11 protein-coding genes and 1 pseudogene are annotated in these 12,556 nt (G+C 69.8%); 7 read left to right on the top strand and 5 right to left on the bottom strand.

What is annotated here, in order from left to right; all coding sequences use genetic code 11:
• Positions 1 to 85 precede the first annotated feature (85 nt).
• Positions 86 to 1,516: an endo-1,4-beta-xylanase gene (locus ACQPXS_RS33825; protein WP_433453161.1), complete on the bottom strand. Its 1,431-nt coding sequence runs from the start codon at positions 1,514 to 1,516 to the stop codon at positions 86 to 88.
• Between the two features lie 500 nt (positions 1,517 to 2,016).
• On the opposite strand from ACQPXS_RS33825, the gene ACQPXS_RS33820 reads away from it, so the two are divergent.
• Complete coding sequence (locus tag ACQPXS_RS33820; protein ID WP_433456059.1) at positions 2,017 to 3,444, top strand: non-reducing end alpha-L-arabinofuranosidase family hydrolase; 1,428 nt, start codon at positions 2,017 to 2,019, stop codon at positions 3,442 to 3,444.
• Between the two features lie 485 nt (positions 3,445 to 3,929).
• Here ACQPXS_RS33820 and ACQPXS_RS33815 read toward each other — a convergent pair whose 3' ends face one another.
• Both ACQPXS_RS33815 and ACQPXS_RS33810 read right to left on the bottom strand, forming a co-directional pair.
• Positions 3,930 to 4,181, bottom strand: coding sequence for a hypothetical protein (locus ACQPXS_RS33815; RefSeq protein ID WP_433453159.1), 252 nt, complete (start codon positions 4,179 to 4,181; stop codon positions 3,930 to 3,932).
• A 308-nt stretch (positions 4,182 to 4,489) separates the two neighbouring features.
• On the bottom strand, positions 4,490 to 5,071 hold the full coding sequence (locus ACQPXS_RS33810; protein ID WP_433453157.1) for a Dps family protein: 582 nt from the start codon (positions 5,069 to 5,071) through the stop codon (positions 4,490 to 4,492).
• Between the two features lie 329 nt (positions 5,072 to 5,400).
• Between ACQPXS_RS33810 and ACQPXS_RS33805 the strand changes: the two are divergent.
• Both ACQPXS_RS33805 and ACQPXS_RS33800 read left to right on the top strand, forming a co-directional pair.
• Positions 5,401 to 6,155: pseudogene (locus ACQPXS_RS33805) on the top strand (low temperature requirement protein A); the annotation flags it as partial.
• Between the two features lie 142 nt (positions 6,156 to 6,297).
• A complete protein-coding gene (locus ACQPXS_RS33800) occupies positions 6,298 to 6,429 on the top strand; it encodes a hypothetical protein (RefSeq protein WP_433453156.1) in 132 nt (43 codons plus the stop codon).
• Positions 6,430 to 6,486: 57 nt separating this feature from the next.
• Here ACQPXS_RS33800 and ACQPXS_RS33795 read toward each other — a convergent pair whose 3' ends face one another.
• The gene (locus ACQPXS_RS33795) at positions 6,487 to 7,206 is read right to left on the bottom strand and encodes an alpha/beta fold hydrolase (RefSeq protein ID WP_433453155.1); all 720 of its coding nucleotides are present in this window, start codon (positions 7,204 to 7,206) and stop codon (positions 6,487 to 6,489) included.
• A 21-nt stretch (positions 7,207 to 7,227) separates the two neighbouring features.
• Positions 7,228 to 8,199, bottom strand: coding sequence for an alpha/beta hydrolase (locus ACQPXS_RS33790; protein ID WP_433453153.1), 972 nt, complete (start codon positions 8,197 to 8,199; stop codon positions 7,228 to 7,230).
• Positions 8,200 to 8,564: 365 nt separating this feature from the next.
• On the opposite strand from ACQPXS_RS33790, the gene ACQPXS_RS33785 reads away from it, so the two are divergent.
• The 4 genes from ACQPXS_RS33785 to ACQPXS_RS33770 all read left to right on the top strand — a co-directional run bounded on the left by ACQPXS_RS33785 (position 8,565) and on the right by ACQPXS_RS33770 (position 12,495).
• The gene (locus ACQPXS_RS33785) at positions 8,565 to 10,451 is read left to right on the top strand and encodes an amidohydrolase (RefSeq protein WP_433453151.1); all 1,887 of its coding nucleotides are present in this window, start codon (positions 8,565 to 8,567) and stop codon (positions 10,449 to 10,451) included.
• Positions 10,452 to 10,552: 101 nt separating this feature from the next.
• Positions 10,553 to 11,215, top strand: a complete 663-nt coding sequence (locus ACQPXS_RS33780; RefSeq protein ID WP_351806080.1) for a hydrolase — start codon at positions 10,553 to 10,555, stop codon at positions 11,213 to 11,215.
• Positions 11,216 to 11,252: 37 nt separating this feature from the next.
• Positions 11,253 to 11,777 carry a DoxX family protein gene (locus ACQPXS_RS33775; RefSeq protein WP_433453149.1) on the top strand — a complete coding sequence of 175 codons (525 nt, stop codon included), beginning with the start codon at positions 11,253 to 11,255 and terminating at the stop codon, positions 11,775 to 11,777.
• Positions 11,758 to 12,495, top strand: a complete 738-nt coding sequence (locus ACQPXS_RS33770) for a YoaK family protein (protein ID WP_433453148.1) — start codon at positions 11,758 to 11,760, stop codon at positions 12,493 to 12,495. Before ACQPXS_RS33775 ends, ACQPXS_RS33770 begins: the two co-directional genes overlap by 20 nt.
• Positions 12,496 to 12,556: the final 61 nt, after the last annotated feature.

The raw sequence follows: 12,556 nt of genomic DNA, 5'->3' as shown, positions 1-12,556 counted from the left end.
GCGGACCCAGCTCCCTTGGCCGCGGGCTTACCGACGCGAGGGTCGCCACCACCCCGTCCGGCGGCGACCCGTGACTCAGGTGCCCTCAGGTGCGGGTCCAGCGCTGGTTGCTGCCGTTCGAGCAGGAGTAGAGCTGGATCAGGGTGCCGTTGGCGGTGCCGGCTCCAACGGCGTCGAGGCAGAGGCCGGACTGGACGCCGACGATGGTTCCGTCGGAGTTGAGGCGCCACTTCTGATTGTCGCCACCCCAGCAGCTGTAGATCTGGACCTTGGAGCCGTTGCCGGTGCCGGCGGCGTCCAGGCACTTGTTGCCGTAGACCCTGAGCTCTCCGGCGTCGGTGTACGTCCACTGCTGGTTGGTGCCGCTGTGGCAGTCCCACAGCTGGAGCTGGGTGCCGTCGGTGGTGCTGGCGTTGGGCACGTCCAGACAGCGGCCGGAACCGACGCCCTTGATCTGTCCGGAACCCGAAGGGGGCGTGGTGGAGCCGCCGTTGAGGGCGTCGAGAACGGCGGTGTAGGCGGGCTTCTTGCTGCCGTCGCCGTTGAACAGCAGCGGCGTGTCACCCGATCGCCAGGAGTCGGTGTCGCGCACACCCCAGACGGTGATGCCGAGGCAGCGCGAGACGGCCAGGCAGTCGTTGGTCACGCTGGCGTAGGTCGATGCCGGGGCGCCCTGGATGTCGAGTTCGGTGATGGCCACGTCGACACCGAGGGCGGCGAAACTCTGCAGGGTGGTGCGGAAGTTGCTGTCGTACGGGCTGCCGCTGTTGAAGTGCGACTGGAAGCCGACACAGTCGATCGGCACGCCGCGCTGCTTGAAGTCCCGGACCATGGAGTACACGGCCTGGGTCTTGGCCCAGGTCCAGTTCTCGATGTTGTAGTCGTTGTAGCAGAGCTTGGCGGAGGGGTCGGCGGCGCGCGCGGTGCGGAAGGCGACCTCGATCCAGTCGTTGCCGGTGCGCTGCAGGTTGGAGTCGCGCCGGGCGCCCGTGCTCCCGTCGGCGAAGGCCTCGTTCACGACGTCCCACTGGGCGATCTTGCCCTTGTAGTGCGCCATCACGCCGTTGATGTGGTCGATCATCGCCTGTCGCAGCGCGCTGCCGCTGAGGCTCTGCATCCAGGCCGGCTGCTGGGAGTGCCAGGCGAGCGTGTGACCGCGTACCTTCTTGCCGTTCTGCACCGCCCAGTTGTAGACGCGGTCACCGGAGGTGAAGTCGAACTGGCCCCGCTGCGGTTCGGTGGCGTCGATCTTCATCTCGTTCTCGGCCGTCACCATGTTGAACTCACGGGCCGCGATCGACGTGTACGTCGAGTCGCCCAGCCTGCCCGAGGCGATGGCGGTGCCGAAGTAGCGGCCGCTCTGCGCCGCCGCGGCGCCGAGCGTGCTCTCAGCGGCCTGCGCGGCCGACGGCGGGACCAGGGCGGCGGCCACACCGAGGACGCCGACGAGCAGCGCCGGCAGCAGGCCGCGGATCTTCCGGCGGACATTGGGTCTGGGAAGGGCATACGAGCCCATGGCTGTGCCTCCAAGGTAGACGACACGGAAGGCGTGAAGTGCAGGCGGGCCGGAGCCCGGGCAGCACGGAATGACCGGACACTGCCGTGCGGCAGGGATGGTTCAAGGCCCATACGGTTCGAAATATCGACCTGTGGCCGGTTTCTCAGCCAGAAATGGTTGGGGCAGCGATGACGGATCGTCAATACTCGCTACGCATCAAGTTTCTGTCTTTCGTCCGAATGTTTCGAGATCCTGGAGCCCCCGTCGATCGGGCAAATCGCGCGCCTGCTCGGTCAGTCGTCCACGTGAGGCGGCAATTTCTTGCCGAGTCCGTCCCGGATGTTTCGACTTGACTGTCGACACATGCGAGAAGGGTTGACGCCGTTGGGCGGTTCCCTATCATTCAGGTGCTCGACACTCCGACCTACGTCCGACATATCGAACGCTACATATGTCATGGACTCGACAATCGCTGTCCGCCCGAGGTTGAGGAAGTCTCCATGCATCCCCTGCACCCCGTGCCCAGAGGAAGTTCCCGCCGCGGGCATACGCCTGCGGCGCTCGCCGTCGTGGCTGCGGTCCTGGCCGCGCTGGCGGCGATGCTCGTCGTCACCCCGGCTCAGGCGGCCACGAGCGGAGCCCTGCGCGGTATCGGTTCGAACCGGTGTCTCGATGTGCCGGGCGCCAGCCAGACCGACGGCACGTACCTGCAGATCTACGACTGCTGGGGCGGGACCAACCAGCAGTGGACGCTGACCGACAGCAACCAGCTCACCGTGTACGGCACCAAGTGCCTGGATGTTCCCGGCCACGCCACCGCACCCGGCACCCGGGTGCAGATCTGGACCTGTTCCGGCGGGGCGAACCAGCAGTGGCAGGTCAACTCCGACGGCACCGTCGTCGGCGTGGAGTCCGGGCTGTGTCTGGAAGCCGCGGGCGCCGGCACGGCCAACGGCACGGCGGTGCAGATCTGGACGTGCAACGGGGGCAGCAACCAGAAGTGGACCGGCCTTTCCGGGTCCACCCCGCCGGACGGCACGTGCGCTCTTCCGTCGACGTACCGGTGGACGTCAACGGGTGCGCTGGCGCAGCCGGCGAACGGGTGGGCCGCGGTGAAGGACTTCACCAACGTGACGTACAACGGCAAGCACCTGGTCTACGCGTCCAACGTGTCGGGATCGTCGTACGGCTCGATGATGTTCAGCCCGTTCACGAACTGGTCGGACATGGCGTCGGCCGGCCAGACCGGGATGAGCCAGGCCGCGGTGGCGCCCACGCTGTTCTACTTCGCGCCCAAGAACATCTGGGTGCTGGCGTACCAGTGGGGTGCGTGGCCCTTCATCTACCGCACGTCGAGCGACCCGACCAACCCCAACGGCTGGTCCGCGCCGCAGCCCCTGTTCACCGGGAGTCTCCCCGACTCCGGCACCGGGCCGATCGACCAGACCCTGATCGCCGACAGCCAGAACATGTACCTCTTCTTCGCCGGTGACAACGGCAAGATCTACCGGGCGAGCATGCCGCTCGCGAACTTCCCGGGCAGCTTCGGCTCGTCGTACACGACGGTCATGAGCGACACGACGAAGAACCTGTTCGAGGCGCCGCAGGTCTACAAGGTCCAGGGCCAGAACCAGTACCTCATGATCGTCGAGGCGCGGGGCGCGAACGAGCAGCGCTACTTCCGCTCGTTCACCGCCACCAGCCTGAACGGTTCCTGGACCCCGCAGGCCGCCACCGAGTCCAACCCCTTCGCGGGCAAGGCCAACAGCGGTGCCACCTGGACCAACGACATCAGCCACGGCGACCTGGTCCGCAACAACCCCGACCAGACCATGACCATCGACCCCTGCAACCTGCAGTTCCTCTACCAGGGCAAGTCCCCCACCGCGACCGGCCCCTACGACCAGCTGCCGTGGCGGCCGGGCGTCCTCACCCTGCAGCGCTGACCTCCTCGGTGCACGGCGGGGGTCGTTCCGCCTGCTGACCGACGATCACGGCGTCGAGGAATCCCGGCTGCGCGGCGGCCGGGGTTCCTCGACGTGATTGGCGTGGACCAACCCTCTGCGCCTCACCTAAGCGGCAAAAGCGATGGGCAACGGCAACAACGGCGCCGGGCACATGCGTGACAGCCGTGAACGTGTCCCGCCGATGCCCGCCGCGGAGAAGCGGACGATCGCGGTCCTCCTGCTGCTCGCGGCCTTCCGCCGCCTTCGTGGTGTGGGCGTTCGCCTCCCAGCCGCACCCGCCCCCCCGGAGGGAGCACGACGACCAGGACCCGAGTCGCCGGCGACCTGGCACAGGACGCCGCCGCGTACGCCCACGCCCTCGCCGCGGCGGCGCGCAGCCGCCCTCACTTGATGGGTGGGGGGTGCCCCGCCCGGCGTGCACCGCGCCGGAGTGCCGGGGGGAGGCGGCGCTGCCGCACCGTCGTTCACCGGCGGCGCTGCAGCAGGATGGCCGCGCCCAGCTCGGCCACCGCCAGCAGGCACGCGGCGAGTGCGAGGCTTTCCGTCATGCCGCGGGAGAAGTCACTCGCGAGGAGGGCGCCGAAGGCGGCGATATCACTGATGCTCGACAGCGTCGCGGCCGAAGGAGCCGGCACGGCCGCCGCGCTCCTCAACACCAGCCGACAGACCGGCGGAGCACTCAACGCGCCGGAGGAGAGCAGCAGCACCGTCAGCACATCGAGCAGTCAGCGCGTTGTCCCGCGTTCGGGTGTCAGGAGCGTCAACCGAGCGTCAGGACGACATCCCTCCCTCGCCGTCGGGCGGAACTGCCCTGGCCGGCTGGGTGCGCAGATCCTCAACCGGACGCTTCGGCAAGGACATCGAACGCGCGCGTCTGTACCGCGTGGCGGGGTCGGTATCACCTCGTCCAGGTCGGTCTCACCGTCGGCGCCCCGGGCTCGTGGTCGGTGCAACCTGTCCTCATACGCCCGCGGCGCGCGAACCGCGGGGCGGGCGGCTCAAAGGGCGGTGAGGAGGTCATCGCTCAGGCACGGACACGGACCAAGGGCGTATCGACCAGGTGTTCGGCGAGGAACCACGCCTGGAGTTCGCCGGTCCGGATCACCTGGGAGACGAGCAGGTCGTTGGTGCCGTCGTCGCCCAGCTCGGCGGTGCGGGCAGCCGCGTCATGGGCCTCCGTCAGGATGACCTCGTGGGCCTCCAGCAGTCGCGAGAGCATCGCGGGGACCTCCTCCACACCGTCCGGAGGGCGCGGGATCGACGTGATCTCGGCGACGTGCCGCGGATCGCCCACAGCGACACCGCCCAGGGTCTGGACCCGCTCGGCAAGGGCGTCGACGAGTTCCAGCTGTTCCGCCGCGTGCTTGTCCAGCACCAGGTGGAGCTGGTAGAAGGTCGCCCCGCGCATCAGCCAGTGGTGCTTCTTGTAGAGGCCGTGAAGGATCTGGCTGTCCGCGAGGACCATGTTGATGCGCTGGCAGGAGTACATGCGCGTCTCGTAGGACAGGCCGAGGGGGAACTGCTTCACGGTCCCGAACTCCTGGATGATCTCGCCCTTCTGGTGCAGCCACGGCTGGCTGCCGACGTGCTGGGATTCGATGGTCATGTTCCGCCTCCTGCTGACTGGCCGTGGACACGAGTGACGCTAGGTGCCGGCACGACGGGCGGGTTGCCCTGAAGCGCACATGCACGTGCTCGGGAGCGCACGGGAACGATCCGTGCGTGCCCTTGTTCACTCTCGGGCAAGCCCCCGGGCGCCAGCGGGCACGGCTCAGCACCTCGTCCCGCCTAACGTCGCTGACGACGTGGGCCCGGAAACCGACGAGGAGAGGCATGATGCCGAGCGAGCAGCGGAGGGTGGATTGCGCTCCGGGAGCCCCGCACTGAGCCTGCGGGGGGCGGGACCCGAGGGAAGCGCACAGAACCGCCACGACGCTGGAGTGCTTTTTCGACCTGTGCTTCGTCATCGCGGTCGCGCAGGCGTCCGCGTGTCTGAACACGGCGGTGACGAGCGGGCACTGGCTCACCGGCGCCCTGCGCTTCGCGCTGGTCTTCTTCACGATCTGGTGGGCCTGGAGGAACTTCGCCTGGTTCGCATCCGCTATGACCCTGACGACGTCCCCTACCGGTTGACGGTGCTGGTCCAGATCGCGGGCTCCCTCATTCTCGCCGCCGGTGTCCCCAGCGCGTTCGAGGAAGGCGATCTGCGCGTCGTCACACTCGGATACGTCGTCCTGCGTACGACGCTGACTTCGCTGTGGCTGCGTGTCGCACGATCGGATCCGCCTCGGCGGCGGACCACGCTCCGATTCGCCATGGGGGTGACGTGTTGTCAGATCGGCTGGGCCGGGGTGCTTTTCCTCCCGGCCCCGGCGCGCCTGCCGACCATCATCGCGTTGATCGTTCCAGAGGTCTGCGTCCCGGTGTGGGCGCAGTCCGCGGGAATGACCCCGTGGCATCCGCACCACATCGCCGCGCGGTACGGGCTGTTCGTCCTCATCGTGCTGGGTGCGTCCGTCGCGGCCGCCGCGGCGGCGGTCCGCGGTGCCCTGAACCGGGACCATGACACCGCGGCGCTGTACCTGTTGGCAGCGGGTGGCCTGCTGCTCGTCTTCGCCCTGTGGTGGCTGTACTTCGCCCGGCCGGCCCACACCCTGCTCGCCACCTCGCACCAGGCCCATCGCAGGAGGTTCACCTGGGCGTACCGGTGCCCCGCCGTTGTCGGCGGGTGGCGCGGTCACGGTGCCGGCGGCGGTCTTCCTCATCACCGTATGGGCTGTGCACGTCCGGCCGCACCGGCGGAGCCGGGTCGAACAGCTTGCGTTTCCCGCGGTGGCGGTGGCAGTCCTGACGGCCACTCGTTCGCCGACGCCGGCCCTTCTCGCCGCTCTGGCCGCGGCGGCCCTGGTCGTCGTGGTCACGCTGGTCGACCGGGCCGAGCGGGTGCGGCGAGAGGACCCGTGACACGGAAAATGGGGTGCCGCCCGGAGTCCTTCTCCGTGCAGCATCCCTTTCCCCTGGTCAGGTCGTGGCGTGCACCGCCTCGCGGATCAGGTCGGCGACCTGCTTCGGCCGGGAGACGGCGACCGCGTGCGAGGCGCCCTCGATCTCGACGACGGTCGCCCCCGCGCGCTTCGCGCCGAAGCGCTCCACCTCCGGGTTGATCGCGGTGTCGGCGCCCGCGACCAGCGCCCAGGACGGCTTGGTCTTCCAGGCGGCGGCGGAGGCCGTCTCCTCGAAGGCGGCGGCGGCCAGCGGGCGCTGCGCCACGGCCAGCACCTTCGTGACGTCTGCGGGCACGTCGGCGGCGAAGACCGAGGGGAAGGCGTCCGCGGCGATGGTGACCTCGACGGCCGGGTCGCCGTCCGCGACGGGGTACGTCCACTGCTTGAGGTTGCTCACCAGCGGGGAGAGCGGGAAGCGGCCCTGCAGCTCGCCGAGGCTCTCGCCCTCTTCGAGGACGTAGGCGGCCACGTAGACCAGCCCGACGACGTTCTCCGTGGTGCCGGCGACGGTGATCAGCGCACCGCCGTAGGAGTGGCCGACCAGCACAACGGGGCCGTCGATCTGGGCGGCCACGGAGGCGACGTACGCGGCGTCCGAGGCCAGGCCGCGCAGCGGGTTGGGCGGGGCGATGACCGGGATGTCGTGGCGCTGGAGCTCCTCGATGACGCCGGACCAGCTGGCCGCGTCGGCGAAGGCGCCGTGGACGAGGACGACGGTGGGAGTGGTGGTGCTCATGTCTGCCGGATCTCCTTGCGGTCAGGCGGTGTGCAGGGCGGCGCGCAGGGTGCCGGCGGCCATCGTGATGGCGGCCTCGGCGGCGTGGGTCCCGCGCAGGGCGTTGAGCATCACGAAGTCGTGGATGATGCCCTGGAAGCGCACGGCGGTGACGGGGACGCCGGCCTCGCGAAGCTTGTTGGCGTACGCCTCGCCCTCGTCGCGCAGGACGTCGGCCTCGCCGGTGATGACGAGGGCCGGGGGCAGGCCGGTGAGCTGCTCGGTGGTGGCGCGCAGCGGGGAGGCGGTGATCCGGGCGCGCTCGGCCTCGTCGGCCGTGTACTGGTCCCAGAACCACTGCATGCCGTCGCGGCGCAGGAAGTAGCCGGTGGCGAACTGGTGGTAGGACGGCGTGTCGAAGTTCGCGTCCGTCACCGGGTAGAACAGCACCTGCTGCACCAGGGAGACGTCGCCGCGCTCCTTTGCCATCAGGGTGAGGGCGGCGCTCATGTTGCCGCCGACGGAGTCCCCGGCCACGGCCAGCCGTGTGCCGTCCAGGCCCTTAGTGGCGCCCTCCTGAACAACCCACCGCGCGACCGCGTAGTTCTGCTCGATGGCGACCGGGTACCGGTGCTCGGGCGAGAGGTCGTACTCGGGGAAGACCACCGCGGCGTCCGCGCCGACGGCGAGTTCGCGCACCAGGCGGTCGTGGGTGTGGGCGTTGCCGAACACCCAGCCGGCGCCGTGGATGTAGAGGATGACCGGGACGGTGCCGGTGGCGCCGGCGGGCTTGACGATGCGGGCCCGGACACTGCCCGTGGGGCCACCGGAGACGTTGATCCACTCCTCGTCGATCGCCGGCTTGTCGATGTCGCCGGACTGCACCTCGTCGACGGCCTTGCGTCCCTCCGCCGGGGCCAGGTCGAAGAGGTAAGGCGGGTTGGCGGTCGCCTCCGCGAAGGCGGCCGCCGCGGGTTCCAGTACCGGCTGAACCGGCTCGACGGTGTGGGACATGTGCCTCTCCCGATGTTCCAGGGGACTGTTTCGTGTGGTGCGCCGGTCACGCTAGTGAGCGTCGCCGGGGCGGGATTCTCCGTGAGCGCACCACCGCTGTTCCGCCAGCGCACTGCGGGCTTCCGGCCGCCTTGCGAGCTCGTTCGGGGTCCTGGGCGACGTAGTGCACTGTGAGACCAAGTCCGGTGCACTGCGGAGACATTGCCGCAGGTCGGCCGTGCCTATCGTGAGGGCGACAGCGAGACCACGGCCCCTTGCCGGGTCTGCCCTCCACCCCACTGGCGCGGCGCGTGCCCCGGACTTCTCCTTGCCGCGCCGCAAGCGGACGGAACCGAACTCCCCTGTCCCGGAAAGGCCTTCAAGAGATGTCGACAATGCCGGTCGGCGGGCTCGTTCCGCATGGCTCCGACGATGCCGCAGACCTCGTCGTCCGCAACGCGAAGATCCACACAGCCGACCCGAGGCGCCCGCACGCCGAGGCCATCGCGGTCCGGGACGGCGTCATCACCGTCGTCGGCGACGACAACGACGTGGCCCCGCACATCGGTACGGCCACCAAGGTGGTCGACGCATGCGGCCGCCGGGTCGTCCCCGGCCTCAACGACGCCCACCTGCACGTGATCCGCGGGGGCCTGAACTACGTACTGGAGCTGCGCTGGGACGGGGTGCGCAGCCTGCGGCAGGGGCTGGCGATGCTGCGTGAGCAGGCCGCGCGTACCCCGAAGGGCCAGTGGGTGCGGGTGGTGGGCGGCTGGTCCGTCGAGCAGTTCGCCGAGCGCCGGCTGCCAACCGTCGCCGAACTGAACGCGGCCGCCCCGGACACCCCGGTGTTCGTGCTGCACCTGTACCACTCGGCCGTGCTGAACCGTGCGGCGCTCAAGGCCGCCGGCTTCACCAAGGACACGCCGGACCCCAAGGGCGGCCAGATCATGCGCGGCCGGGACGGGGAACCGACCGGCATGCTGCTGGCCGCGCCCAGCGCCCTCATCCTCTACTCGACCCTCGCCAAGGCGCCGGTCCTGGAGAGCGAGGAGGACAAGAAGACCTCCACCCGTCATTTCCTGCGCGAGCTGAACAGGTTCGGACTGACCTCGGCGATCGACGCCGCCGGCGGATTCCAGAACTTCCCCGACAACTACGCCACCGTCATCGAACTGGCCAAGGCCGGCCAGCTCTCGATGCGCATCGCCTATCACCTCTTCCCGCAGACTCCGGGCCAGGAGGTCGACGATCTCGCCCGCTGGATCGAGATGGCCCGCCCCGAGGACGGGGACGAATGGCTGCGCCTGAACGGCGCGGGCGAGAATCTCACCTGGGCCGCCGCGGACTTCGAGAACTTCGCCGAGCCGCGTCCAGAACTCACGTCGGACTACGAGGTCGAGTTCGAGAAGGCCGTCCGTCTCCTCATGGAGAACGGGTGGGGCTTCCGGCTGCACGCCACCTACGACGAGACCATCCGCCGGGACCTCGCGGTCTTCGAGAAACTCGCCACGGACGGGCTTTTCCCGGCCGGGAACCGGTGGCTGTTCGACCACGCGGAAACCGTCTCCACCGACAGCCTCGACCGGATCGCCGCGCTCGGCGGCGCGATGTCCGTGCAGAATCGTTTGTCTTTCCAGGGTGAGGCGTTCCTGCGCCGCTACGGTCCCGGCGCCGCCGCGGACGCCCCGCCGATCCGGGCCATGCTGGACCGCGGGCTGACCGTGGCCACCGGCACCGACGCCACCCGGGTGTCCTCCTACAACCCGTGGGTGGCCCTGCACTGGCTGGTCAGCGGCCGCACCGTCGGCGACCTGACGCTGCGCCCGCCGGCCAACCGCGTCGACCGGCAGGCCGCGCTGACGATGTTCACCCGCGCCGGCGCCGTACTGACCGGCGAGGACGAGGTCAAGGGCGTCCTGCGGCCGGGCTGCTACGCGGACCTGGCGATGCTGTCCGAGGACTACTTCACCGTGCCCGAGCCTGAGATCGCGCACATCGAGTCGCTGCTGACGGTGACCGGCGGGCGGATCGTCTACGCCGCCGGCACCTACGAGGGGCTCGACGAGGAACTGCCGCCCGTCAGCCCCGCCTGGAGCCCGGTGGCGCATTTCGGCGGCTACCAGGCGTCTCCCTCAGTGGCCGGCGCCCGCCAGGCGGAGTCCCTCGGCCAGGCCGTCGCCGAATCGGAGCAGCACCGCCACTGGCGCATCGCCCGTGGCCTCACCCCAGAGACCGCGAGCACGCCCTTCGATCCCTGCTTCGACCTCTAGAACACCCGGCAGGGGCCAGGTCGTTGAGCGCCCCTGCCGGGACACCCACCGACTCCGTCCGCACACGGACGGTTCTACATGGATAGGAAAGGTTCATCCTCATGGTCAACATCTCCGACGTCACCGCCGCCCCCAGCCCCGACCTGCTCACCCCCGACAACTGCGCCGTGCTCTTCGTGGACCACCAGCCGCAGATGTTCTTCGCCGCCGCCAGCGGCGACCGCACCTCGATCATGAACGCCACCGTGGGCCTGGCGAAGGCCGCCAAGGTCTTCGACGTGCCGACCGTGCTCAGCACCGTGGCCGCCGAGTCCTTCTCCGGCCCGATCATGCCGCAACTGGCCGCGGTCTTCCCCGACCAGAAGATCATCGACCGCACCTCGATGAACGCCTGGGAGGACGTGCCCTTCGTCGAGGCCGTCAAGGCGACCGGCCGCAAGAAGCTGGTCATCGCCGGCCTGTGGACCGAGGTCTGTGTCGTCCTGCCGACGCTGTCGGCCCTCGCCCAGGGCTACGAGGTCTACGTCGTCACGGACGCGTCCGGCGGTGTCAGCCCGCAGGCCCACGAGCACGCCGTCCAGCGCATGATCCAGGCCGGCGCGATCCCGGTGACGTGGGTGCAGGTGCTCCTGGAGCTCCAGCGGGACTGGGCGCGCACGGAGACGTACGTCCCGGTCACCGAGGTCGTCAAGGAGCACGCCGGCGCCTACGGCCTCGGTGTGGTGTACGCGCAGTCCGTCATCGGCGCCCACGCCGCCGGCTGACCGCACCGATTCTGATCCAGGAACAGGCAGGAACACGATGGACGCTGGACTGTTGGTCCTGCGGCTGGTGGCGGGCTTGCTCATCGCCGGTCACGGGGTGCAGAAGGTGAGCCTCCGGCTCGGGGGCAACGGCTTGGCGGGCGGAACCGAGGAATTCCGCCGTGACGGATTCCGCGGCGGAGTGCTGACCGCACTCGTCGCGGGAGCCAGTCAGATCGGTGCCGGCCTGTTCCTGGCCCTCGGGCTCCTCACGCCCCTGGCCACGATGGCCGCCATGGGCGTGATGACGGTCGCGGGCACCGTCAAGTGGCAGAAGGGCCTGTGGGTGCAGAACGACGGCTACGAGTACCCGATGGTCCTCGTCGTCGTTTCCGCCTCGCTGGCCCTCACCGGGCCCGGACGGTGGTCCGTGGACCACGCGCTGGGCATCACCCCCTGGCCGCTGTGGATCGCCGTCGCCGCGATCGTGCTCGGCCCGACGAGCGGACTGCTCACCCGTGTGGTGCTGCACCGGACGGACTCCGAGGTGGAAGGGACGCGACATGCGCAAGCTGCTGAGTGACGCCGTCGGCACGCTGGTGCCCCGGGGCGAGGAACGCCACGGTCCGCTGCCCCCGCTGCTGCTGACCATGACGGTGGTCACCGGCCTGGTGGACTCGGTGAGCTATCTGGCCCTCGGACACGTCTTCGTCGCCAACATGACCGGCAACGTGGTCTTTCTGGGGTTCGCCCTGGGAGGCGCCGAGAGCCTGTCCGCGCTCGCGTCCGTCGTCTCGATGACCGTGTTCCTCCTGGGCGCGCTCGCGGGCGGCAGGCTCGGCACCCGGTTCGCCACGCACCGAGGGCACATGTTGAGAGCGGCGACGGCGGTGCAGACGGTGCTGGTCGCGGTCGCCGTGGTGGTCGCCGCGGTGGCCGACGGCCGGGTCACCACCTCCGTCCAGTACACGCTGATCGTGTTCCTTGGGCTCGCCATGGGACTGCAGAACGCGGTCGCCCGGCGCCTCGGCGTCCCGGATCTCACCACCACCGTGCTGACCCTGACGCTGACGGGCCTGGCCGCCGACTCCACCCCGGCCGGCGGCGAGGCGCCGCGCCCCGGCCGCCGGATCCTGTCCGTGCTCGCCATGTTCCTCGGCGCCCTGGTCGGAGCCGCGCTCCTGCTGCACGGCCATCTGGTCCTCGTCCTGAGCCTCACCCTGGTCCTGCTCGCGGTCACCTCCGTGACCACCCACCGCCTCTCCGCCGCCGACGCCCCCTGGCTGCGGCCACGGCCATGAACGCGGCGGTGACCACCCCCGGCTGGCACCCCGGAGCCGCACCTTCGGCGCATCCTCGGGA

It is taken from the genome of Streptomyces sp. CA-142005, assembly GCF_050942335.1.
Taxonomy (GTDB): domain Bacteria; phylum Actinomycetota; class Actinomycetes; order Streptomycetales; family Streptomycetaceae; genus Streptomyces.
The sequence above is the reverse complement of the archived record's forward strand: the minus strand, read 5'-3'. Positions and strand labels throughout refer to the sequence as shown.